The 23,181-nt window shown below is 39.4% G+C and carries 21 protein-coding genes and 2 pseudogenes; 15 read left to right on the forward strand and 8 right to left on the reverse strand.

Annotated elements, in window-relative coordinates:
- Positions 1–156: 156 nt before the first annotated feature.
- Complete coding sequence (locus PL11201_RS10730) at positions 157–429, forward strand: hypothetical protein (protein ID WP_079679558.1); 273 nt, start codon at positions 157–159, stop codon at positions 427–429.
- A complete protein-coding gene (locus tag PL11201_RS10735; RefSeq protein ID WP_079678570.1) occupies positions 426–791 on the forward strand; it encodes a clan AA aspartic protease in 366 nt (121 codons plus the stop codon). Before PL11201_RS10730 ends, PL11201_RS10735 begins: the two co-directional genes overlap by 4 nt.
- Positions 792–1,037: 246 nt before the next feature.
- On the opposite strand, the gene PL11201_RS10740 is transcribed toward PL11201_RS10735, so the two are convergent.
- Both PL11201_RS10740 and PL11201_RS10745 read right to left on the reverse strand, forming a co-directional pair.
- Positions 1,038–2,498, reverse strand: coding sequence for a formylglycine-generating enzyme family protein (locus PL11201_RS10740; protein ID WP_079678572.1), 1,461 nt, complete (start codon positions 2,496–2,498; stop codon positions 1,038–1,040).
- Between the two features lie 374 nt (positions 2,499–2,872).
- Positions 2,873–3,292: pseudogene (locus tag PL11201_RS10745) on the reverse strand (ISAs1 family transposase); the annotation flags it as partial.
- 225 nt (positions 3,293–3,517) lie between these two features.
- Here PL11201_RS10745 and PL11201_RS27500 point away from each other — a divergent pair.
- The 4 genes and pseudogenes from PL11201_RS27500 (at position 3,518) to PL11201_RS10760 (ending at position 5,365) form a co-directional block, all read left to right on the forward strand.
- Positions 3,518–3,634, forward strand: coding sequence for a hypothetical protein (locus PL11201_RS27500; RefSeq protein ID WP_369821840.1), 117 nt, complete (start codon positions 3,518–3,520; stop codon positions 3,632–3,634).
- Positions 3,627–4,850, forward strand: a pseudogene (locus tag PL11201_RS10750) (PatA/PatG family cyanobactin maturation protease); the annotation flags it as partial. The gene PL11201_RS27500 and the pseudogene PL11201_RS10750, both read left to right, overlap by 8 nt.
- A gap of 63 nt (positions 4,851–4,913) precedes the next feature.
- Positions 4,914–5,120 carry a cyanobactin biosynthesis system PatB/AcyB/McaB family protein gene (locus tag PL11201_RS10755; RefSeq protein ID WP_079678578.1) on the forward strand — a complete coding sequence of 69 codons (207 nt, stop codon included), beginning with the start codon at positions 4,914–4,916 and terminating at the stop codon, positions 5,118–5,120.
- Between the two features lie 47 nt (positions 5,121–5,167).
- Complete coding sequence (locus PL11201_RS10760) at positions 5,168–5,365, forward strand: cyanobactin biosynthesis PatC/TenC/TruC family protein (RefSeq protein WP_079678530.1); 198 nt, start codon at positions 5,168–5,170, stop codon at positions 5,363–5,365.
- Positions 5,366–5,453: 88 nt separating this feature from the next.
- On the opposite strand, the gene gap is transcribed toward PL11201_RS10760, so the two are convergent.
- Complete coding sequence (gene gap / locus PL11201_RS10765; RefSeq protein WP_079678580.1) at positions 5,454–6,476, reverse strand: type I glyceraldehyde-3-phosphate dehydrogenase; 1,023 nt, start codon at positions 6,474–6,476, stop codon at positions 5,454–5,456.
- A gap of 340 nt (positions 6,477–6,816) precedes the next feature.
- Between gap and PL11201_RS10770 the strand changes: the two genes are divergently transcribed.
- Positions 6,817–7,962: an ATP-dependent 6-phosphofructokinase gene (locus PL11201_RS10770; RefSeq protein ID WP_079678582.1), complete on the forward strand. Its 1,146-nt coding sequence runs from the start codon at positions 6,817–6,819 to the stop codon at positions 7,960–7,962.
- 11 nt (positions 7,963–7,973) lie between these two features.
- Here the strand turns inward: PL11201_RS10770 and PL11201_RS10775 are convergent, their stop codons facing one another.
- Positions 7,974–8,354, reverse strand: coding sequence for a cyclic nucleotide-binding domain-containing protein (locus PL11201_RS10775; RefSeq protein ID WP_339394359.1), 381 nt, complete (start codon positions 8,352–8,354; stop codon positions 7,974–7,976).
- 175 nt (positions 8,355–8,529) lie between these two features.
- On the opposite strand from PL11201_RS10775, the gene thrB reads away from it, so the two are divergent.
- Positions 8,530–9,465, forward strand: coding sequence for a homoserine kinase (thrB, locus tag PL11201_RS10780; protein WP_079678585.1), 936 nt, complete (start codon positions 8,530–8,532; stop codon positions 9,463–9,465).
- Positions 9,466–9,473: 8 nt separating this feature from the next.
- Positions 9,474–10,775 (forward strand): CrcB family protein, encoded by a 1,302-nt coding sequence (locus tag PL11201_RS10785; protein WP_079678587.1) that lies wholly within the window; start codon positions 9,474–9,476, stop codon positions 10,773–10,775.
- A 46-nt stretch (positions 10,776–10,821) separates the two neighbouring features.
- Here the strand turns inward: PL11201_RS10785 and PL11201_RS10790 are convergent, their stop codons facing one another.
- Positions 10,822–11,493, reverse strand: a complete 672-nt coding sequence (locus PL11201_RS10790) for a response regulator (RefSeq protein WP_079678588.1) — start codon at positions 11,491–11,493, stop codon at positions 10,822–10,824.
- Positions 11,494–11,531: 38 nt separating this feature from the next.
- On the reverse strand, positions 11,532–12,602 hold the full coding sequence (locus PL11201_RS10795; protein ID WP_079678590.1) for a sensor histidine kinase: 1,071 nt from the start codon (positions 12,600–12,602) through the stop codon (positions 11,532–11,534).
- A gap of 345 nt (positions 12,603–12,947) precedes the next feature.
- Between PL11201_RS10795 and kdpA the strand changes: the two genes are divergently transcribed.
- Genes kdpA through PL11201_RS10820 form a run of 5 tightly spaced genes read left to right on the forward strand, consistent with a single transcriptional unit; the run spans position 12,948 to position 18,826 of the window.
- Positions 12,948–14,630, forward strand: coding sequence for a potassium-transporting ATPase subunit KdpA (gene kdpA / locus PL11201_RS10800; protein WP_079678592.1), 1,683 nt, complete (start codon positions 12,948–12,950; stop codon positions 14,628–14,630).
- 38 nt (positions 14,631–14,668) lie between these two features.
- Positions 14,669–16,735, forward strand: coding sequence for a potassium-transporting ATPase subunit KdpB (gene kdpB, locus PL11201_RS10805; RefSeq protein WP_200816770.1), 2,067 nt, complete (start codon positions 14,669–14,671; stop codon positions 16,733–16,735).
- A 43-nt stretch (positions 16,736–16,778) separates the two neighbouring features.
- A complete protein-coding gene (locus tag PL11201_RS10810; protein ID WP_079678595.1) occupies positions 16,779–17,048 on the forward strand; it encodes a potassium-transporting ATPase subunit F in 270 nt (89 codons plus the stop codon).
- 48 nt (positions 17,049–17,096) lie between these two features.
- Complete coding sequence (gene kdpC / locus PL11201_RS10815) at positions 17,097–17,681, forward strand: K(+)-transporting ATPase subunit C (RefSeq protein WP_079678597.1); 585 nt, start codon at positions 17,097–17,099, stop codon at positions 17,679–17,681.
- Positions 17,678–18,826: a histidine kinase gene (locus tag PL11201_RS10820; protein WP_079678598.1), complete on the forward strand. Its 1,149-nt coding sequence runs from the start codon at positions 17,678–17,680 to the stop codon at positions 18,824–18,826. Before kdpC ends, PL11201_RS10820 begins: the two co-directional genes overlap by 4 nt.
- Before the next feature lie 17 nt (positions 18,827–18,843).
- Here the strand turns inward: PL11201_RS10820 and PL11201_RS10825 are convergent, their stop codons facing one another.
- A complete protein-coding gene (locus PL11201_RS10825; RefSeq protein WP_079678600.1) occupies positions 18,844–20,097 on the reverse strand; it encodes a glycoside hydrolase family 10-like protein in 1,254 nt (417 codons plus the stop codon).
- A 219-nt stretch (positions 20,098–20,316) separates the two neighbouring features.
- The gene (locus PL11201_RS10830; protein WP_079678602.1) at positions 20,317–21,858 is read right to left on the reverse strand and encodes a bifunctional aminoglycoside phosphotransferase/ATP-binding protein; all 1,542 of its coding nucleotides are present in this window, start codon (positions 21,856–21,858) and stop codon (positions 20,317–20,319) included.
- A 179-nt stretch (positions 21,859–22,037) separates the two neighbouring features.
- Here PL11201_RS10830 and PL11201_RS10835 point away from each other — a divergent pair, with 179 nt between their 5' ends.
- Complete coding sequence (locus tag PL11201_RS10835; RefSeq protein ID WP_079678604.1) at positions 22,038–23,039, forward strand: adenosine kinase; 1,002 nt, start codon at positions 22,038–22,040, stop codon at positions 23,037–23,039.
- Positions 23,040–23,181 lie beyond the last annotated feature (142 nt).

The following is a 23,181-nucleotide window of genomic DNA, read 5'->3' on the forward strand; positions in this document are numbered from 1 at the left end:
ATGAAATTTTGGGGTAGGGTCAGGGGCGGGTTTAGATAAATTATTTCTGAGTATTCAAGGTTAACTCGAACCCGCCCCTACGGGTGATCAAATATTCCTTATATGTTATATTATGGAGAATCTCAAACAGATAGTGTAGCGATCGGGAGTCAACCCATGCAAGCGATCCTTCTAAGCCGTGAAGAAGTTGCGCGACGTGCAAAGCAACTGTACGAGTGCGGAATCCGTCAACAGGTCGATATCGACGAAAACCTTGGCAAAATGGTGATCATCGACATTGAAACCGGTGATTATGAGGTCGATAAAACTGGGTTGCAAGCATCACGCAACCTTAGCAAAAAGCACCCAAACGCCCGCCTCTTTGGTATTCGCATCGGCTACAACGTTGCTGTTTCATTTGGTGGTGTCATGGAGCGTGTCTATCAGTGATTTCTGGAATCGTGACAGATAGACATCCAACTGTCGCGCTGACGTTTTTGTTGCCAAATGGCTCAAGCATACCCATTGAGTTTGTTATAGATACAGGTTTTACAGGAGAACTGTGTCTTCCAATAGAAGCGGTTTCATTGATGGGCTTACCCTTCAGACACGATACTCCTGCAAACTTGGCAGATAACAGTGAAGTCCTGCTGCCAATTCACGAAGCCACCGTCCTGTGGGATGGTGAAGAACGAGAAGTCCTGGTTATTGCTACAGGGAGACGACCCTTGCTTGGAACTGCTTTATTGGATGAGCAAGAACTCGTCATTCAATTTACAGAAGGCGGGTTGGTGACAATCGATCAGTTGTAAATACCAATCTAGCGTGAGGCAGCACAGGCTAACAATACAACCCGTAGGGGCGGGTTCCGTACCAATTTATAATTCTCAGCGATAACTATTATAAACCCGCCCGACCCCGCCATGAATTTTAAATTACTGATTCAATTTTGGGGTGAGTCAGGGGCGGGTTTAGATAAATTATTTCTGAGTCAGGGGCGGGTTTAGACAAATTATTTGTGAGTATTCAAGGTTAACTCGAACCCGCCCCTACGAATCCTAGCCAGCAAAGCAGGAGGCAACCCGAAACCCGCAGACGTTGAAGCAGTAGTCGGGATGGTTCCAGTTACGATTAGCAGAACGGCAGAGATCGGGATCGGAGTACCACGAACCGCCCCGCAAACAACGAATTCTTCCGTAATCCAATAAATAATAGTTGACTAAATTTTCAACGCTGTAAACTTGATAACGATTATCATTCTCATGTAGATTATCCCAAACTTTCCCTAGAATTGGCGCATCAGCATAGCTGTCATGCCAAGGATCGGCGCACCATTCCCAAACATTGCCATGGAGGTCACACAACCCAAAGGCATTGGGGGAAAACTCCCCGACGGGATTAGTTTGCTTGCGATATTGCCCCGGGGGTTCGCTGGCATAGATGATGCTGCCGTTATAGTTGGCCAACTGACTGGTGATCGTTTCCCCAAAGTAGAACGGCGATGTAGTTCCAGCGCGACAGGCATATTCCCATTCCGCCTCACTGGGTAAGCGATAGGCTGTTCCTGTGTCTTTATATAGTCTAGCACAAAATTCTACGGCATCATACCAGTTTACATTTTCTACAGGTCGGCGATCGCCTTTAAATTTAGAAGGGTCTGGTTTTAGGTCACGGCGAACTTTCGGTAAGTTAGCAACCCGTTTCCATTGGGCTTGAGTAATAGGATATTTGCCCATCAAAAAAGCTGAAACGGTAACTTGATGTTGGGGTTTTTCGTCAGCACTTCCTTCCCCCTCGGGTGCACCCATCAAGAACGTCCCACCGGGAATAGACACCATTTCTAAAATGATATTGTTGCCTAAATCTTCCAGAAATTCTTGGGCTTTTTGGGCTTGAGAATTAATAATTTGTCCATGACGATTAACGGTAAGTGCTACAAAACTAAATTCTTGCAGTTTTATCTTTAAAGACGGGGGAGGTTCGGGAATTGGTTCTTCTATTTTAGCAGCTTCGAGTTGGGTTTGAATCGCCGTTAACTGTTCATTAATGGGGGTAAAAAAATTGAGTAAGGTTTGCGGGGTTACGATTTCTTGGGCTAATTTTTCCTGATATTCTATTTGAGATTGGTTTAACTGATTAACTTGGGTTTGGAGTTCCTGACGTTCTGCGGTTGCGGTGGTCAGTTGTTGTTGAATTATTGTTAACTGTTGGGTGAGAGTAGAGATAGATTCTGTCAACTGTTGGCTGGGAACTTGGGAAAATTGATCAAATTTATCCAGAAGTTCGGTTAACTGTTGTTGAGCAGCAAGTTGTTGTTGATTTAGTTGATCTTGCAGGGTTGTTAATTTTAACCATGCCTGTTTTGCCCAATTGAATTTAGCTTTTTCCTTAGCAATAAATTCATTAGGGATATGTCCAAGGAAAGTCACGGGATAGGGCGTTAAATCCCATCCACAAGTTGTACAGAAGCTAACTTGATTTTCTGTATATTCTGTTTGACAGATGGGACAATTAGCCATAAGTTTAGGGTTTGCAATCTTAGATAAAATTATATCATTGTCGGGGCGATTTCTGCAATTGTTTCTGTAAATTTTAACCTTAAAACCCGATTTTCACCCCAGATCCCCCTAAATCCCCCTTAATAAGCAGGGCGTTTTCATTTTCCAAAATGCGATCGCTATCTTCAAAAAAAATCATCAAGTTTTCCGGTCAAATTACCTCTAATTTTAATCAGATAAGTTAGAAATATTAAGAATGAACAATTTTGATATTTATTGACAGCAAAAAATAGCCATTGTCTTGATTGATAAGACTTTATGGCTATTTATTATTAAATGTTTTTGATTTTTTTTAAGAAAATAGTTTTAAAAACTCAATTAATTTAAGCGATCACTTAAATCTTTTCCCAATTATTTCCCAACCATGACTGTCCCTCTTTTATTGAACTAAAACCCAAACTTCTGTATATATTCAAAACTAATGTTACTAATAACGAGAATTTCCCCGCTACGTCTATCCCTTTTATTCCTGATTTATCTTCATTAAAATTTACATCTTTGACCCAATGTACTTGATTTTCAATTAACCAATGTGCTTTAATTTTTTCTGCAAATGTTTTCGCACTTAATTTCTGACTACTAATATAATATAAGGTTTGATTATATTCTTGATCACCCCGAAAACCTGTTCTTTCTACCTCAATAAAACTTTGAAGATGAGGATAATTTTTATGATTCACATTTTGGCTATCAAATACCGATACTTTTCTGCTAATATTTCGTCCATGACTAAAATCTTTTTCTTCATATACTGTTAAAGGCTTTTCAACTTTTGCTAATTTTTTTTATCTGCTTGTGCAATTTCATTTGATTGCCTTTTACCGTAATTAAATAATCATTTTTGCTCTCAATTATTGCCTGAGTTGTTCCCTTACTACAATGGAGAGCATCGAGAGTAAATACTTTATTTAATAACCCACATTCCTCTATCATAGAGAGAATTTTTTGGATTTGATTTTTATTTAGATGGTCGCAGTGCTATAGAGCTTTATCCTGAAGTTAAAAGAGAGGAATTTCAACAAATAAAAGTCCGCAAATTGCTAGAGGAAATTCTCTCACCTGCGGCTCTTAAACCTTTGGCTATCTCTACAAGTTAAAAATGCCCTTTTGCAAAGTGCTACACCCTGTAATCCCAAAGATACCGATGATTTAAGTCGTTGTTTAATGGGAAAATTAAACATCCTTGATGCGATAGAATACTTAACAGGAGAAACCATGTCCGAAGGATTAGAATTAGAAAGCGTAGAGGCTTCTGGTTGTGGTTGCCAAGAGACTCAAATTAACGAGTCTGAACTTGATAGTGAACTACAACCCGCATCGGAAATAAACCCCGATGAAATAGTTGCTTCTGTGACGACCCAAACCCCGATTAATATTCCCTCATTCCCTCAACAAATTACAACCCAACCCGTTATGTCCAATCGTACCTCAAATTTTGTGACTGCCAGTGAAGCCCCCAGCGAACTCGAAGGCAAAAACTTAGTTTATGCTTTAGGTGTTTTGGGTTATGATTTCGGTTCAGAAGCCCGCAGAGATTCCTTTAAACAACTGATGCCAGGAGTTAGTATTGAAGGAACAATGATTCCTGCTAATCCCTACGATGCTCGGCAAATGGTAGATTATTTAGGAGAAAATTTACCCGAAGCTAAAGCGTTAATTTGGACACTTAATTTAGAGTTAACTCCTATTTATGCCATTGAACCCGTAGGCGGTTTTTCCCGAGATGTTTATGAGGTTTTACAATCACTTTTAGACGGGCAAATTCAAGAAGAAAATAATCCCGAATTTGTGCAACGAGTTAGTATTCCTGGTGTTTTAACCGGACGTAGTGTTAAGTTATTCTCAGGACAAGTTGTTCCGGTAATTGAAATTAATAATACTCGTGGTTTATACGGCTGGAAAGTTAATACCTTAGTCAGTGCCGCAATTGAAAGTGTGCAAGCTGAAGCTGGTGATGCTCAAGAAGATGCCATTCGCCGCACCTTAAGCAGCTTCTTAAATCGGATTTATTATGATTTACGCAACTTAGGTACAACCTCTCAAGACAGAGCTTTAAATTTTGCTTCTACAAATGCTTTCCAAGCCGCCCAAACCTTTGCTCAAGCGGTGGGTGCAGGTTATGAATTAGATAGTATTACCGTAGAAAAAAGTCCTTTCTGTCGTTTAGATAGCGATTGTTGGGATGTGAAATTAAAATTCTTTGACCCGGAAAATAGCCGTCGCGCCAAAAAAATCTATCGCTTTACCATTGATGTTAGCGATACCATTCCTGTCACCTTGGGTGAAGTTCGTTCTTGGTCAAGCGCTTATTAACCCCCCCTACCCCCCTTATTAAGGGGGGAATTAAAAATAAATAATCAGTAAGGATTAAATCAAATGAGATTACCTAACCTTTCCCCTCCTGTTAAAAGACCTGATATTATTTATCCCCATCGGTCGGTGGATGTGATTCACGGAACAGAGGCAGAATTACTTCACATTCGCTTGCAATTATTACACGGTGCTAATTATAACGACCCCGCAGCTTTTGCGAACCGAAGCTATCAACAACTTAAATCTTCAGGTTGTCGATGTGGATTTTAATATAGGTTGTGGTTTTTACTTAAATTGAACAAGGAGTTAAGGGAATTATGAGCAAGGAAAAAAATCCAAAGGCAGAAAATAAAGTGACTAAATCTATTAGCAAACCCGAAAAAAAAGAAATTCAACAAGATTGTCTCATGACCGGACTTTCGGATTATGGTTTCTGGTCACAAAAGGTTAAAGAAGAAGTTGCAGCCCGAAAAGAACCTGATGCTCCTTTCCGTCGGGGTCGAATTTGGTGTTAGTGTTGGTGCGATCGCAATTCTGGATCATAAGAACAAAACCTCTGTAGAGACACAACATTAACGTATCTCTACAGAGGTTCAGAAATAATTAAAGAATACCGTCTTTTTTCGCCATTGCCGTGATTAAATCAATGACGCGACAAGAATAACCCCATTCATTGTCATACCAAGCCACAACTTTAAAGAAATTAGCATTAAGTTCTATCCCAGCTTTAGCATCAAAAATACTAGAATTGGGGTTAGTAATAAAGTCTGAAGAAACCACTTCATCTTCAGTATAGGCTAAAACACCTTTCATCGGGCCTTCAGCCGCCGCTTTCACCGCCGCACAGATTTCTTTATAGCTGGTGGCTTTTTCCGTGCGGAAGGTGAGGTCAACCACAGAAACATTAGGAGTCGGAACTCGAAAGGCCATTCCCGTCAGTTTTCCTTTTAGTGCAGGTAAAACTAAAGTTACGGCCTTAGCTGCCCCGGTAGATGAGGGAATAATATTTTGCGCCGCCCCGCGTCCCCCGCGCCAGTCTTTCTTACTGGGGCCATCAACGGTCGGTTGGGTGGCGGTCATGGAGTGAATGGTGGTCATTAACCCTTCCGCTAACCCAAAGTTATCCTGAATCACTTTGGCAACCGGGGCTAAACAGTTGGTGGTACAACTGGCATTAGAAACAATTAAATCAGAAGCGGGGTCAAAGGTTTCATGGTTCACCCCAACTAACAGAGTTTTAACTTTTTCCGGGTCTTTGGTGGGCGCGGAAATAATTACCCGTTTAGCCCCGGCTTCAATATGTTTGTGGGCGCCATCATAGTCACTAAATAACCCCGTAGACTCGACCACATAATCCACCCTGTCTTCTTTCCAGGGGAGTTGGGTCGGGTCTTTGATGGCCGTACAGCGAATAAAATGTCCATCAACAATAATGCCATCTTCCTTGGCTTCCACGACGCCCGGAAATACCCCGTGGGTCGAGTCGTATTTGAACAAATAGGCTAAGTTATCGGGAGGAACGAGATCATTAATCCCCACAAACTCAATATCGGGGTTATTAATAGCTGACCGCATCACCAAACGACCAATGCGACCAAACCCATTAATTCCTACTCTTAACGCCATATTATTAACTCCTTTAGGCAAAATTTAAACAGACTTGATGGCTCAAGCTGTCAACTAGTGGTAAACTGTAGCATAAGTGTTGATTGTTGAGCTTCTTTCTTTCTGTAATTTTAATAAAATTAGAATTTTAATCTTGATTCGGTGATTTTCAAAGTTAGGTGATATTTGGGGTAACTCACATAAGTTTATTCCCAGGTTAAAGGTTTAAAATGCTGATATTCCTGATTTTTTTACTGAACGTTAAGAAAGAATAAAAAAGACTAATTTTATCCCCAACAGTATTAACAAATTGATCGAAAATCTGTACTATTCAAGGGTATACGATTGGGCTTAAACTTAAATGAACAAACGTAAACGAATTGGCATTCTTACCAGTGGCGGAGACTGCCCGGGTCTCAATGCGGTGATTCGGGCCGTTGTCAATCATGCCACATCTGAGTATAACTGGGAAGTCCGAGGCATTCCCTATGCCACTCAGGGGCTGATTGAACGAAAAAGTGTGGTATTAAATTCCTATGGTTTAGAACGGCATGGAACCGATCCCCTATTAAGTATGGGTGGAACCATTTTGGGTTCGATTAACAAGGGAGATACAGAAGGCAATACGGACGAAATTATTCAGGGATATTATGATTTAGGACTTGATGCTTTGATCGCCATTGGGGGGGATGGTAGCCTGGCAATTTTGCAGAAACTTGCCGAAAAAGGCAATTGGAATTTAGTTGCTGTCCCCAAAACCATTGATAATGATGTTGCCCATACCGAATTATCCGTGGGTTTTAACTCCGCCGTCACCACAATTTTAGACTGTTTAGATCGGTTGAGTTATACCGCCGCCAGCCATGACCGGGTAATGGTGGTGGAGGTGATGGGACGGACAACCGGACATTTAGCCCTATATTCGGGAATTGTTGGGGGAGCCGATGCCATTTTAATCCCGGAAATTCCCTACTCAATTAAAACCCTCTGTAAACGCATTCGCGAGTTACGCAATCTCTGGGGACGGAAATTCGCCATTGTGGTAGTCGCTGAAGGGGCAAAAACCGCCGATGGGGAGAGTCGCTACTATAAAGATGCCCTGGGAGAAGTCCGACTGCGGGGAATTGGGGAATATGTGACTGGGGAAATTGAAAAAAATCTGGGGGTAGAAGCCCGGGTCACCGTCTTAGGTCATGTTCAACGGGGTGGGGCTCCTTCTGCCTTAGATCGATTAATTGGCACTGCCTTTGGAAAGGTGGCGGTGGATTTAATTGCCCAGGAAACCTACGGAGTGATGGTGGCTTGGCATAATAATGCTGTTACCACTGTTCCCTTAGATCAGGTATTTGCCGATAGTCCCCTACTCATTGACCCCCAGGGATTTTGGGTGGAAACCGCCCGATCCCTGGGAATTTATCTGGGAGAAGAACTCGATTGTGAAAACGTCACTCCGTTAAACCCGAATATAAATTGTTTAAAGCCTCCTTATTTAGAGACAATAACTTAGATTAATTAGGTTTAAATAGAGTGTTTTAACCGACGTAAGCGATCGGAATAACTCTTGAGAACTTCTAAGGCAAACATGGGAGTTTGCTGAACGGCAAATAGAAATCGAGATTTATCCATGGTGGCTAAAAGACAATCGGTTTTAGCGATCGCCGTAGACGCTCGTGTGTGATCGGGTTGAACTAAAGCACCCTCCCCAAAGACATCTCCAGCCGTCAGAGTTTCCACCGCTTTCCCATTCACCCATAATTGGATTTCCCCTTCGAGAATGCCATACAAAACATCTCCGGTTTCGCCCTCCTCAAAAATCACTTGATTGGCCAGATAGGATTGTTCTGGCTGTTTTTTAAACAGTTTTACGGTTTCGATGGGCTGTAACATAGTGTTATCCATTCAACCAGTTGAAATATGCTCTCTTAGATCAATCCTAGGGCAGAATAGGAAAAGAAAGACAGGGTAATATAGCAATACCCAAACCCCGAGGGTGAAATCTTTTCTCCCCCATTCCCCATTCCCCATTCCCCATTCCCCATTCCCCATTCCCCATTCCCTACTACATTTAAATCTTATGCCTAACACTGTTACTGTAACTATTCCCGCAACAACGGCCAACTTGGGGCCAGGGTTTGATTGTATTGGAGCCGCCTTAACTCTATACAATACGCTGCGTTTTTCTAATTTTAAAAATACTTCAAGTGAGACCTTAAATATTACGGTTCAAGGGACAGAAGCCGCCGGAGTGCAGACCGATGAAAGTAACTTAGCCTATCAAGCCTTTATTCGGGTTTATCAACATCTGGGTCAAACGCCGCCCCCTGTTCAGATCGAGATTGATTTAGGAATTCCTTTAGCCAGGGGTTTAGGGAGTTCCGCCACCGCCATTGTGGGGGGACTGGTGGGGGCGAATACCTTAGCCGGAAATCCCTTAAATCAGGGAGATATCTTACAATTGGCAATTGAAATGGAAGGACACCCGGACAATGTGGTTCCGGCTCTCCTAGGCCATTGTCAATTATCCGTATCCAGAGGGGAAAATGGCATCGGCTGGGAAATTTGCCCCATTCCCTGGCATTCTGATCTGGTTCCGGTGGTGGCAATTCCTGATTTTGAATTATCCACCGCAGAAGCCAGAAAGGTTCTCCCCCAAACCTATAGTCGGGCGGATGGGATTTTTAATACAGCCCATCTGGGATTATTAATTAGAGGTTTAGAAACCGGAAACCCCGACTGGTTGAGGGTGGCTCTCCAGGACAAAATTCATCAGCCCTATCGAAAATCCTTAATTAAAGGCTTTGAAACCGTGCGCACGGCGGCATTAACGGCCGGAGCTTTTGAATTAGTTATTAGTGGGGCGGGGCCGACGTTATTAGCTTTAACCGATAAAATATCAGCCCCGGCGGTGGCGGTAGCGATGACGATGGCCTGGAAACAAGAGGGCGTAAACCCAGAAGTTAAGGTTTTGCAACTGGATACTCAAGGGGCTACGGCTATGAATATTAAATAGGAGCAACAATGGTTCTTAATCCTAGTATTATTAATGCTGTTGAAAAACTGGGATATCGGGTCACCAGTGGCGATGTAGCAACTCAAGCCGGAATTGATATTAATATTGCCCAACGGGAACTTTTAGTCCTGGCATCGGAAGCTGGAGGTCATTTGCAAGTTGCGGATTCAGGAAATATTGCCTTTGAATTTCCTCGCAATTTTCAAGCAATTCTGCGGAATAAATATTGGCAGTTAAAGTTAAAAGACTGGTGGAATAAGATTTGGAAAGTTTTATTTTATCTGATTAGAATTTCCTTTGGAATTATTTTAATTGCCTCGATTCTTCTGATTGTCGCTGCTATTATTACGATTTTAGTTGTGATTAATTCAAATCAAAATAATAATAGTTCCAGTAATAATCGTAGTGGTGGTAGTTGGTTTTGGATAGCTTGGTTGATGCCTGATTTTCGGTGGTTTTATAGTGTCGATAATAATAATTATCAACGCCAAAAAGCCAAGAGTAGCGAAAAGCAACAGATGAATTTTTTTGAATCTATTTTTTCGTTTATTTTTGGAGACGGGAATCCGAATTATAATTTAGAAGAACGCCGATGGCAAACCATTGCAAAAGTTATTAAAAACCAAAAAGGAGCGATTATTGCTGAACAAGTAACTCCATATTTAGATGAAATTGGCAGTTCCATGGCTCAAGAATATGAAGATTATATGTTGCCGATTTTAACTAGATTTGATGGTAGACCGGAGGTGAGTCCAGAGGGACAGTTAATCTATCATTTCCCGGAATTACAAATCACCGCCAAAGCATCTAATTCTCAGTCAGTTCCTGCTTATTTAAAGGAAAAATCTTGGCGATTTAGTTTGGCAAGTTCCGGGCAAATTATGGGAGCAATTGGTTTAGGTTCGGTTAATTTAATTGGAGCATTAATGTTAGGGAGTTTATTGAAAAGCCCTGAGATTGCTGGATATTTAACCGGATTTTTAGGATTTGTTCATGTAATTTATCCAGTTCTATTGATTTATGGTATAGTATTTTTGACGATTCCTTTAATTAGATATTTCTGGGTACAATGGAAAAATCAAAAAATCAATATTCGCAATACAACTCGCAAAGACAGAGTTAATATTTTGGATGATGATAATTCAATTATACAGAAAAAACTCAATTATGCCCGCCAATTTGCGAAGAAGAATGTAATTAATAAAGATGATTTAGCTTATACAACTGAAACGGATTTATTAGAACAAGAGGAACAAAATTCTGATAAAATTGATGTAGAATGGCAAAAACGTTTAGATGAATCTGAATAATCATAAAACAGGCAAAAATCAAATTTTATAACAGTTGAATCAGGAATTATGAAGGTTTAGAAATTAATCCTTTTTGAATCGCTAAAATGGCGGCTTGGGTGCGATCGCGTACCTCTAACTTTTGTAAAATAGCATGAACATGACTCCTAACCGTTCCTGATGTAATATGAAGTAAATTAGCAATTTCTTGATTAGTTTTGCCATCGGCAATTAAGGCTAAAATTTCCTGTTCCCTGTGGGTTAAATCATGATCAGTGATCGCTGAATTTTGGGTTTCTCCTGATTTGATATTATCAAACAATGTCCGAATTTCTGCCGTTACGGTTTGATCCCACCAAAAAGCTCCCGCCGCCACAGAATATAAAGCTAAAATTAGTAAATTTGGTTCAATTCCTTTTAAACAATATCCCGATGCACCCGCCTTAATTAATCGTTCAATTAGGCTTTTTTGGGAATGGGAAGTTAGGACTAAAATCGGAATTTCAGGATGGTTTTGTTTGATTTGACGACAGGCTTCTACGCCTCCAATTCCCGGTAATCCTACATCTAATAGTACCACATCGGGTAAATATTGATTTGTCAATTCAACAGCTGTTTCTCCATCAGTCGCTTCTCCAATAATTTTAATTTCTGGTTCTTTTTGCAAACGAATATTTAATCCTAAACGGAATAATTCATCATCTTCGACTAATAAAACTCTTAATAGGTTTGATGGCATTTTTACTAACTTTTTTCAAAATATTTTAAGTGTTACAGTTAAATTTCTCCCTGAGCCAAAGCCGGAAGACGAAAACAAAATATCGCTCCATTGGGAATTTTGTTTTCTGCCCAAATTATACCCCCATGGGCTTCAATAATTTGTCGAGTCAAGTATAATCCTAATCCTGAGCCTTGGGCTTGGCGATCGCTATTTCCCTGATAGAATCGCTCAAATAAATTGGGGAGTTCTGCGGGGGTTATTCCTAAACCCTGATCTCGAATTTTCACCACTTGAAAATTAGCTTCAGACTCCAATATCACCTCGACCCGACCCCCACGGGGAGAATGATTAATCCCATTAATTAATAAATTGCTAAAAACCCTCTGAAGTTGCAGTTGATCGCCTTTTACCCAGAGAAATCGCCGAAAATTGGAATCCCGATAACTTAAACCCAAATAAATGCGCCGGGTTGTGGCTAAAGCTATTAAAGTTGCGATCGCTTCTTCTGCAATTCTGACCAAATTAATCGGTTCTAAATTTAGTTTTAATCCCTCAGTATCATTGCGGTAAACATCCAATAAAGTTTGAACTAATTGTAAGCTGCTTTGGTGAGAACGCAACATCATATTAAGAATTTTTTCTTGAGTCGAATTAATTTCACCAAATTGTCCATTTTGAAAGGATTTTAGAGTTTCAATTGCCCCTAAAAGGGGTGTTTTTAAATCATGGGTTAGAGTAGAGGCAAAATCTTCTCGAACACTGGCAAGTTTGCTGTGAGCTTGGAGTTGAACTTGTTGTTGGGCGATCGCTTCTTCATAACGACGAGCGCGATCACTTAACCAACCTGTAATAATTAAGGCAAAAACAGCAATTACTCGATTACCGACTGTTGCTAAATTGATAATTTCATGATTCGGAAAAACCAAGTTTAATAACGTTAATAAACAAGCGACCACGGTCACTTGTAAGGTAATCCTCTGATTCAAACGGGGGTGAGCTAATAAAATAGTAATTGTGTAAAGATAACCAAAAATATATTCTGCGGGGGTCATATATTCTAATAAAATTACCACCGTAAATAATCCTAAAATTAACCAATGAATTTTTAAAGTATTTTTTAAAATCATAATTTATTTATCAATTACTATTTTTAATCTAGCTTAAAATTACCGTTGAAAGTGAACTATAGCAATCCGCGCTGTAATATTTTATCACAGGGGTTAGGAGACCCAACCCTATTTCTGCCTAGGTTTAGAGACCCAACCCCTAGATTTTTTTAGGATTGGTATATATCTCTAGTTATACTCATCTATATCAAGGGGTTTATTGGCTCAGATAGGAGTAGCTACATATCTCTTATATTTTTGGCTTATATCGTGTTCTGCTCAAAATTATACTTTTCGTTAGATGGTTTTATCTGGAAAAAGTCAGACAATCAAATTAAATTCTACGGCTAATCTCTATCATAATTTATGTGGCAAGGCTTTTTTCAAATTGCCCTAACTTTGGGACTATTAGTGGCGATTGTTCCTATTCTCGGAACCTATATTGCTGATGTTTTCTTAGGGAAAAAGACCCCTCTTGACCGCATACTTAATCCCCTGGAACACCTGATTTATAAACTCAGTGGAGTTCGTTTACAAAGGGATATGACAGGTTGGCAATATGCTCGTGCCATGCTTTTGATCAACTTAGTCATGGGAGTTTTTGTCTATTTTATCATCAGTTTACAAGGAGTTTTACCCTTAAATCCCATGCAATTAAATCCTCCACGTTGGGATTTAACCCTACATACAACCATTTCATTTTTAACCAATACGGATCAACAACATTATTCCGGTGAAAACACCCTCAGCTATGCCAGCCAGGTACTTGCATTAGGGTTTTTAATGTTTACTTCGGCTGCGACAGGTTTAGCGGTTTCTATCGCTTTTATTCGAGGAATAACAGGTCGCGCATTAGGAAATTTCTATGTTGATTTTATTCGTTCTATTACTCAAATTTTATTACCTATTTCCTTAATCGGTGCAGTCATTTTATTAGCATTAGGTGTGCCTGAAACCTTAGCTGGGTCGCAAATTGTTACACCCTTAGACGGAGGAACCCAAGTCATCGCTAGGGGGCCAATTGCCCATTTTGAAATCATTAAACAACTCGGAGAAAATGGAGGCGGTTTCTTTGGGGCAAATTCAGCCCATCCCTATGAAAATCCCAATGGGTTTTCTAACTTAATAGAAACCTTAGCAATGGTTAGTATTCCTGCTGCTTTGATTTATACCTTTGGAATTTTTACCCAGGATAAAAAACAAGCTTGGTTACTGTTTGGAATGGTATTTTTCATCTATTCTAGCTTTATCATTATTACCGCCCTGGGGGAATTTCAAGGAAACCCAATTGTTAATCATGTTCTCGGTCAACAAGCCCCGAATTTAGAAGGAAAAGAAATCCGGTTCGGTTGGGCAGGAACAGCATTGTGGGCTGTTACCGCAACTGGAACGATGTGTGGTGCTGTTAACGGAATGCTGGATTCCTTTATGCCAAATGGAGGTTTTTCAAGTTTATTTAACCTGTTTTTACAAATTGTTTGGGGGGGACAAGGAACCGGAACAGTCTACTTATTCATTTTCCTGATTTTAACAGTGTTTTTAACCGGATTAATGGTGGGTAGAACTCCAGAATTTCTAGGGCGAAAAATCGAAAAACAACAAATTATTCTCGCCAGTGTAATTTTACTGGTTCACCCCATTGCCATTCTAATTCCTGGTGCTATTACCCTCGCCTATCCTCAACTTTCAGGGATTTCAAACCCGGGATTTCATGGCATTTCCCAAGTGATTTATGAATATGCTTCCGCCGCCGCTAATAATGGCTCAGGATTTGAAGGATTAGGGGATAATACTATCTGGTGGAATCTGAGTACCAGCGTTGTACTTTTAGCCGGACGTTATATCCCAATTGTGGCGTTATTACTGTTAGCAGAAAGTCTATTAAATAAACAACCTGTTCCCGAAACTCCTGGCACTTTAAAAACCAATTCTCTCCTATTTACTAGTGTTACAATGGGAGTTATTTTGATTTTAGGAGCCTTAACATTCTTGCCTGTTTTAGCATTAGGGCCAGTGGCAGAAGCCTTTCAAATTGCTAGTTTCAAATAATCTCTCTGTTCTTCCTTAAATACTCCTGCAATTTTATGATGCGAACTCGCTTAAATAAACGACAACAAAAAAAGCAAAAAAAAGTCAATACTAAAGGACTTTATCAACGGGCATTTCGGGATGCTTTTGGCAAACTCGATCCGCGATACATGATTAAAAATCCTGTGATGTTTGTCGTTTGGTTGGGAACAATAATCACAGCCTTATTAGTTCTTGATCCTAATTTGTTTGGAACCGTTCAAGGAGAAAATAATCGCTTTTTTAATTTCCTCGTCACAGTGATTTTATTGTTAACCCTTCTGTTTGCAAATTTCGCCGAAGCGATCGCAGAAGGAAGGGGAAAAGCCCAAGCAGATTCCTTACGTTCTACGAAAACAGAAACCACCGCCCGAAAATTATTACCCGATGGTTTGATTGAAGAAATTAGCTCCACATCGTTAAAAAAAGGAGATCAAATTAAAGTTATTTCTGGAGATATGATTCCAGTGGATGGTGAAGTGATTGCGGGAGTTGCCTCCGTTGATGAATCAGCAATTACGGGAGAATCTGCCCCGGTTTTGAAAGAACCAGGAAGTGATGTTGCTAGTTCTGTAACCGGGGGAACTCGGATTATTTCTGATGAATTAATCTTGCGGGTGACATCGGAACAGGGGAAAGGATTTTTAGATCGAATGATTGCTTTAGTTGAAGGAGCAGAACGGACAAAAACCCCGAATGAAATTGCCTTAACGGTTTTATTAGCCGTATTAACTGAAGTTTTTTTAATTGTGGTTGCGACGATTTCACCCATTGCTAATTACGTTCAAACTCCAGTTAGTATTGTGATTTTAATTGCCCTATTGGTAGCGTTAATTCCCACAACAATTGGCGGTTTATTAAGTGCAATTGGAATTGCTGGAATGGATCGAGTGGCTCAATTTAATGTTGTTGCCACATCAGGGCGGGCGGTGGAAGCCTGTGGGGATATTAATACTTTAGTCTTGGATAAAACTGGAACAATTACTTTAGGAAATCGACTGGCTGAGGAGTTTATTTCAGTTAATAATCATACTCCAGAAGCCGTTGCTAAAGTGGCACTCATGGCTAGTATTTTTGACGAGACACCAGAAGGAAAATCAATTGTTAGACTCGCGGAAAAAATGGGGGCGATGGTTAATTTTGATCGAGAATTAGCCGAAGGAATTGAGTTTTCTGCTAGAACTCGCATGAGTGGTACAAACTTACCTGATAACAGTGAAGTTAGAAAAGGAGCAGTTGATGCCATTAAGGGGTTTGTTCGTTCTCGTGGAGGTCAACTAACGGATGATTTAGATATCGCTTATCAGCGCGTTTCCCGTTTGGGTGGTACACCTTTAGCCGTTTGTAAAGACAGTGAATTGTATGGAATTATTTACTTGAAAGATATTATTAAACCAGGAATTAAAGATCGCTTTGACCAACTGCGACGGATGGGAGTCCGAACCGTAATGTTAACGGGAGATAATCGAATTACGGCGGAAGTTATTGCCCAAGAAGCGGGGGTAGATGACTTTATTGCCGAAGCCACTCCAGAGGATAAAATTGCTGTAATTCAACGGGAACAATCCCAGGGTAAATTAGTAGCAATGACCGGGGATGGAACCAATGATGCTCCAGCCTTAGCTCAAGCGAATGTCGGGTTAGCAATGAATTCTGGAACCCAAGCTGCAAAGGAAGCAGCAAATATGGTTGACTTAGATTCTGATCCCACAAAATTGATTGATTTAGTTACCATTGGTAAGCAATTATTGATTACCCGTGGGGCATTAACTACTTTTTCTCTTGCTAATGATATTGCCAAATATTTTGCGATCATTCCAGCGATGTTTTCTGCGGCGGGTATTGGCAGTTTAAATATTATGGGGTTAGCGAGTAGTCAATCAGCTATTTTATCCGCCCTAATTTATAATGCTTTAATTATCCCAGCCTTAATTCCTTTGGCCTTAAAAGGGGTTAAGTTTCGCCCCGTCAGTGCAAATCAATTACTTAGAGAAAATATTTTGATTTATGGATTAGGAGGAATCATTGCACCCTTTATTGGAATTAAAATGATTGATAGCATAATCGCTGTTATTGGTTTAATATAAAAATAAACTAGGTTTCTAGGGTCAAAAAAAATAGGAGTAAAAAATGAAAACATTAGACGATTTTAATTCAATATTACCCAGTGAACTCAAAGGAATAATTTCCCTAATTCAAACTCAAGGTAAACGCAACTTTTTACCCCTTTCTTTGTTTTTCCTGTTATCTTGTAATTTAATCTTTGCCCCCGTAATTTATGCAGCAACGGGAGAAGAAATAACTCGCAAAGCAGCTTGGGCTATTGGAGTTTTAATTTTAGTCACAATAGCCATAGCCCTCTATTTATTAGCTGTGATTTTGCAACCTGAACGGTTTTAAAAACCAGTCAAACCATTAAAAAATGTACCTTCAATTTCAAAATATACTATGTTTAGAGATTTGTTAACCGCCATCCGCACTACCCTAGTTTTATGGGTTTTAACGGCTATTTTATACCCGATTTTGATTCTAATAATCGGTCAGGGAATTTTTCCCTTTCAAGCGAATGGAAGTTTGATCAAAAATCCTCAAGGAGAGATTGTTGGTTCGGCTCTAATCGGTCAGAATTTTACCTCCAATCGTTATTTTATCTCCCGTCCGAGTAGCGTTGATTATAGTCCCGTTAAAGATGGTTTAGCAACGGGAATTTCAGGAGGAAGTAATTTAGCACCGAGTAATCCAGATTTGTTAAAAAAAGTAACAGAACGAATTAATCAACTACAATCTAATAATATTACTCCAACGGCGGATTTAGTTTATTCCTCGGGTTCAGGGTTAGATCCTCATATTAGTATTCAAGCCGCAAACGCCCAAATTCAACGAGTCGCTAAGGCGCGTTCTTTGAATCCCAATCAAGTGGAAATTCTCGTTAACAAAAATACCAAAAATAGATTTTTAGGAATTTTTGGAAAACCGGGAGTTAATGTGCTAAAACTAAACCTAGATTTAGACAACCTATCCAATTCACGATGATTAACAGCAGTGAAATTGAAACTCAAAAGAATTCCCCTGAATCCTATGATCAAACATCCTCTCGAAATCGAGGAAAACATAAAATTTTTATTGGGATGTCTCCTGGGGTCGGTAAAACCTATCGAATGTTAGAAGAAGGACATCAATTAAAAGAAGAAGGGATTGATATTGTAATTGGGTTATTAGAAACCCATGGACGGGAAGAAACCGCAGAAAAAGCCATAGATTTAGAACTTATTCCTAAAAAAACGGTTTTTCATCAAGGAATAACGTTATGGGAAATGGATACCGATGCGATTTTAGCTCGTCAACCTCAATTGGTTTTAGTGGATGAATTGGCTCATACTAATGTTCCGGGTTCTATTCGAGAAAAACGCTATCAAGATGTAGAAATTATTCTTAATCATGGAATTGATGTCTATTCAACGGTGAATATTCAACATTTAGAAAGTTTAAATGATTTAGTTGCAAAAATTACGGGAGTTATTGTTCGAGAACGAATTCCCGATCGTCTTTTGGATGAAGCGACACAAGTTGTGGTAATTGATGTGACCCCAGAAACCCTACAAGAACGGTTAAAAGAGGGTAAAATCTATGCACCTGAAAAAATAGAACAAGCGTTACAAAATTTCTTTCAACGTCGTCATTTAGTGGCGTTGCGAGAGTTAGCTTTGCGGGAAGTTGCTGATAATATTGAAGCTGCCGCAGAAACCACTGAAAAGACTTTATTTTGTAATGTTCATGAGCGAGTTTTAGTTTGTATTTCTACTTATCAAAATTCCCCTCAACTTTTGCGGCGAGGATTACGTTTAGCGAATGCGATGAAAGCGCGTTTATATGGGTTATATGTGGAAAATCCAGAACGTTTTTTAACGAAAGAAGAAAGTTTACTGTTAGAAACTTGTCAGGATTTAATTAAGGAGTTTGGGGGAGAATTTATTAGGGTGAAAAGTTATAATGTTTCTGAAGCGATCGCTCAAGTTGCTCACCAATATCATATCACTCAAGTTGTTCTCGGACATACACGCAAATCTCGCTGGGAATTGGTTTGGAAAGGATCACCTGTTCAACAATTATTAAAATATCTCAAAGGAGTTGATATTCATATTATTGATGCTGAGAAAATATTGAATTTACCCTCTTAATATTATGGGATTTATAGCTAATCTAAAAATAAGGTTTTAAAGCTTTGGCGACGATATCGGGGGGAGTCGGGAGTAAAATAACTCCAGAGGGTTTCCCAATAAAAAAATGAGATTCCATCAAAGCCGCGATCGCGCACAACCTTCATTTGTTTTTCAATTTGCTCCATGGGAACAGGATGTCTTAATGTTCCACTTAATAACCCAATAATGACCGGAACTTTCCGCCGTGCAATTTGAACTGATTCGTGGTCTAATTCTGAAATAAATTTTCCCATACTATCTCGATAAACCTGTAAAATAATTTCATCTACTAATCCTTGATTCACCCAAGTTAACCAATCCTGTAAATACATTTCATAAGTATATTCATAGGGATTAGGAGATAGAGAAATAATACAATTAGGTTTAACTATTTTAACTTTTTTAACAATACGTTGAACTAACTCAGTGATTTTATTGGCTCTCCAACTTCGCCATTCTTGATCATAATAATTATTGGGGGGAGATTGACCATTATGTTCTTTTCGATAAAGTTTAATGGTATATTCATCATAGCCAAATTCAACGGGAAGACCAAAATGATCATCCAGTTGAATCCCATCAATATTATATTTCATCACGACTTCTAAAATTAAATCTTCAATAAACTGTTGGACTTGGGGATGAAAAGGATTTAACCAGACATTCTGAATCGTCATCGATTCTAAAATTTGATTCACAATCCAGTTTTTAACTTTAGTTTGATAGGAAACATCCTCGCTATTTCTGAAATGATTTAATTCTTTTTCGCCTTTTTGAGTTTCAGCAATCCAGTCGGGGTGTTGTTGCACAATAGCCGAGTTTTTAGGAGCCATAAACCCATATTCAAACCAAGGAATGACTTTTAACCCTTTTCGGTGTCCTTCTAAGACAATTTTTGAGAGAATATCTCCCCCTAATTGGGTTATATTTAATAGGGAATCTTGAGAGCGACCCATGACTCTTTTCCCCACTGCACTTTTATAAAAGGTGTTTCCTCGGTTCCAAACAACGGGATAAATGGTATTAAATTTGAGTTGCGATAATTGTTCTAAAGCACGATTAATTCCCCAGGGAAAAAATAAGACTCCACTACTAACATTGGTTAACCAAACCCCTCTAATTTCATTCGGGATAATTAAAATAGGTTGGGGGGAGGTGGGCGGAATTAAAAGGGCGATCGCTAAAATCAATGATAAAATTAAACTGGAAATCCCATAGATAATTAAGCTAGTTTTTTTTCTTAATTTCATTATTATACCGCAGATAAAATATTGATCAGTCCTAGGGAGTTTGCTATTCGTATTAGTGTCAACTTCAGCCCTAGAAACTCCTGCTTTAACCCTTAGATTAGATCCCCCTAAATCCCCCTTAAAAAGGGGGACTTTGAATTTTAATTTTCGGGCTGTCCTGGTGGAATAAGTGCATCCAGTTCCCCCCTTTTTTAAGGGGGGTTAGGGGGGATCTAAATTTTAATATAATTTCTTCCATTGATTATCGATATTTTGGGTTGTATCAATAGTAGTAAGATAGCTTTTTTCGGAATCTGTAAAAGGTTGAGATATGGCACGTTGAGATGTTAATAAATCAATAGTTGCATCAGAAATATCCCCCTGACGTTGTTGTAAACGTTCTTGTAAAATATCCATGGGTGCTATACATTCAACAATTTGTAACGGTAATTGATTGGTATTACAGGTTTCTATTACTTCTCCCCGTCGTTCTTGTTGCTCATATTTGGCATCTAAAATTACCCAAAATCCTTGTTTTGCTAATAATAATCCTAACTCTAATAGTTGTTTATAGGTCTTTTCTGTCATCTCTGGAGTATAGATTTCTTCTCCTCCTGGTTCATGGAGAGGAACATTCGCTAAATGTTTTCTCACCGCATCGGAACGAATATGAATTGCATTTAATTGTTTAGATAGTTGTCGGGCGGTTGTGCTTTTTCCTGACCCCGATAACCCCGACATCATGACTATTCCTCCTGGAGATCTGCGGGTATATTGCCAAGCTAATTTATAATATTGAGTGGCTTCTTGTTTGGCTGTTTCTTTCTGTTCTTCAGAAACGGCAGGATCATCTAATATTAAGGAATTAACTTTAGCTCTAACATAGGCTTGACGGGTTAAATAAAAGGGTAATAATTGTAATCCTTCCCAGTCTCCCGTTTGTTCTATATAAGTATTTAAAAACCGATTTCCCAAATCAGTCCTTCCTCGTCCTTCTAAGTCCATAACCACAAAAGCCACATCATAAATCACATCTACAAAGCGAAATTCTTGATTAAATTCAATTCGATCAAATAAAATAATTTTGTCTTGATAAATACAGATATTTTTTAAATGTAAATCTCCATGACATTCTCGAATCCATCGGTTTTCAATTCGACTTTTAAAAATAGCTTCATGGGTTTCAAAAAATCTATCTGTATATTCTTTAGTTTGTTCATATTGTTCTTGAGTTTGACAACAACCAATATATTTTTCTGTTTTTTGATAATTGCCATCAATGGAATGGCGAACTTGAGCAATTTCTCCAAATTTTAAAATTTCCTCATTTGTTGGACAATTCAGATGAAACTTAGCTACGATATTTCCTAAGTCCTCCATTTCTTGTTTTGTGAGTTTATCCTGATTAAATAAATTAATAAATAAGTTTTCTTGGGGAAATTGACGCATTTTTAAAGTATATTCAACGGCAGAATTTTGATTATCCCCAAATTGAAAGCGATCGCCTATTTCTACTATCGGTAAAACTTCTAAATATAATTCCGGTGCTTGTTGCTGGTTGAGTTGCAATTCCTGTTCACAAAAATAGCGCCGTTTCTCTAAGGTCGAATAATCTAAAAATCCAAAATCAACGGTTTTTTTTATTTTATACGCATATTCTCCCGTTAACAGAATAAATGAAATATGAGTTTGTAAAAGTTCAATGGGTTCTTCTACCGAATGGGGATAAAAATTCGGTTCTAACATTTGTTGAATCAGTGGAGGAAGGTCAGAGTCAGTCATATTAAAAAAAATAAAGATAAAAATGAATTGAGTTACCCAACAAAAAGGATAATCAGTTGAGTCTTATTTTTATTATCTCACCGAAAAAACCAAATTCTCAGGATTTGAAAATAAAAGTTACAGAAAATTTGATAGGATTAATCATTGAATTGCTCAAGTCGTTTTTATATAAATAGTCAATGACAGAACCCAAATCCTTTAATGTCTTTGGTGTGGGAAATGCCCTCCTCGATATTTTGGCATTAGTTGAGGATGATTTTATTCAAAGCCATGACCTCAACCGAGGCGCCATGACCCTGATGGATACGGTCAAACAGGGAAAATTGTTACAACAATTGGAGAGCCATCCTTTAGAATTACGCTGTGGGGGTTCGGCTGCAAATACCATGATTGCGATCGCCCAAAGTGGCGGTACGGGCATTTATTCGGGTAAAGTGAGTACGGACACCAATGGCGAATTTTATCAACAGGATATGGTCGCCGCCGGAATTGGGTTTGAAATTGAACCCACCGAGAGTACCCAAGGGCCGACGGGAACCTGTTTGGTATTAACAACTCCCGACGCAGAACGCACCATGTGTACGAATTTGGGGGTTTCTACAACTTTATCCGTGACGGATATTAATATTGATCATTTGAGTCAGTGTCAATACAGTTATATTGAAGGCTATTTGTGGGATGCCCCCGAACCCCGCAAAGCCAGTATTGAAACCATGGAACAGTCGAAACGCCTAGGGGTAAAGGTGGCGTTTACCTTCTCCGATATGTTTTTAGTGGGACGGTTTGGGGATGATTTTCGCAGTGTTTTAACCGAATATTGTGATGTGTTGTTTTGCAATGCGGATGAGGTGCGTCACTTCTGCGGTAGCGAAGATTTAGAGGTTTGCGCCCGTCAGTTAGGAGAAAAGGCGAATTTTGTTTTTATTACCAATAGTGATAAGGGCTGTTTAGTGGTGGAAAACCAAAGCCTCATTCACGTTCCGGGGTTCCCGGTTAAACCCGTGGATACCGTTGGAGCCGGAGATGCCTTTGCTGGTGGGGTATTATACGGACTCACCAACGGTTTAACCACCACCCAAGCCGCCCGTTGGGGAAATTACCTGGGTTCCCAAATCGTTCAAATTCATGGCCCCCGCTTACCCGTATCTCAACAGGATAAATTAAAGGAAATTATTAGTTAGGCTGTGGGGTCAGAGTTCAGGGTTCAGAGTTCAAAGTTCAGGGTTCAGAGTTCAAAGTTCAGGGTTCAAAGTTCAGAGTTCAGGGTTATTGACGAGCGAGGACACTTATTCCCCTACCTCCCCTGCTCCCCCTGCTCCCCCT

It is taken from the genome of Planktothrix sp. PCC 11201, from assembly GCF_900009135.1.
Taxonomy (GTDB): domain Bacteria; phylum Cyanobacteriota; class Cyanobacteriia; order Cyanobacteriales; family Microcoleaceae; genus Planktothrix.

Excerpts from the sequence above, each read along its gene's own strand:
- PL11201_RS10740 (WP_079678572.1), bottom strand. The coding sequence starts at position 2,498 with ATGGCTAATTGTCCCATCTGTCAAACAGAATATACAGAAAATCAAGTT.
- PL11201_RS10775 (WP_339394359.1), bottom strand. The coding sequence starts at position 8,354 with ATGGATAACACTATGTTACAGCCCATCGAAACCGTAAAACTGTTTAAA.
- kdpA (WP_079678592.1), top strand. The coding sequence starts at position 12,948 with ATGTGGCAAGGCTTTTTTCAAATTGCCCTAACTTTGGGACTATTAGTG.
- PL11201_RS10755 (WP_079678578.1), top strand. The coding sequence starts at position 4,914 with ATGAGATTACCTAACCTTTCCCCTCCTGTTAAAAGACCTGATATTATT.
- PL11201_RS10820 (WP_079678598.1), top strand. The coding sequence starts at position 17,678 with ATGATTAACAGCAGTGAAATTGAAACTCAAAAGAATTCCCCTGAATCC.
- PL11201_RS10795 (WP_079678590.1), bottom strand. The coding sequence starts at position 12,602 with ATGATTTTAAAAAATACTTTAAAAATTCATTGGTTAATTTTAGGATTA.
- PL11201_RS10785 (WP_079678587.1), top strand. The coding sequence starts at position 9,474 with ATGGTTCTTAATCCTAGTATTATTAATGCTGTTGAAAAACTGGGATAT.
- PL11201_RS10760 (WP_079678530.1), top strand. The coding sequence starts at position 5,168 with ATGAGCAAGGAAAAAAATCCAAAGGCAGAAAATAAAGTGACTAAATCT.
- thrB (WP_079678585.1), top strand. The coding sequence starts at position 8,530 with ATGCCTAACACTGTTACTGTAACTATTCCCGCAACAACGGCCAACTTG.
- PL11201_RS10835 (WP_079678604.1), top strand. The coding sequence starts at position 22,038 with ATGACAGAACCCAAATCCTTTAATGTCTTTGGTGTGGGAAATGCCCTC.
- kdpB (WP_200816770.1), top strand. The coding sequence starts at position 14,669 with ATGCGAACTCGCTTAAATAAACGACAACAAAAAAAGCAAAAAAAAGTC.
- PL11201_RS10730 (WP_079679558.1), top strand. The coding sequence starts at position 157 with ATGCAAGCGATCCTTCTAAGCCGTGAAGAAGTTGCGCGACGTGCAAAG.
- PL11201_RS10810 (WP_079678595.1), top strand. The coding sequence starts at position 16,779 with ATGAAAACATTAGACGATTTTAATTCAATATTACCCAGTGAACTCAAA.
- PL11201_RS10770 (WP_079678582.1), top strand. The coding sequence starts at position 6,817 with ATGAACAAACGTAAACGAATTGGCATTCTTACCAGTGGCGGAGACTGC.
- PL11201_RS10790 (WP_079678588.1), bottom strand. The coding sequence starts at position 11,493 with ATGCCATCAAACCTATTAAGAGTTTTATTAGTCGAAGATGATGAATTA.
- kdpC (WP_079678597.1), top strand. The coding sequence starts at position 17,097 with ATGTTTAGAGATTTGTTAACCGCCATCCGCACTACCCTAGTTTTATGG.
- gap (WP_079678580.1), bottom strand. The coding sequence starts at position 6,476 with ATGGCGTTAAGAGTAGGAATTAATGGGTTTGGTCGCATTGGTCGTTTG.
- PL11201_RS10825 (WP_079678600.1), bottom strand. The coding sequence starts at position 20,097 with ATGAAATTAAGAAAAAAAACTAGCTTAATTATCTATGGGATTTCCAGT.
- PL11201_RS10830 (WP_079678602.1), bottom strand. The coding sequence starts at position 21,858 with ATGACTGACTCTGACCTTCCTCCACTGATTCAACAAATGTTAGAACCG.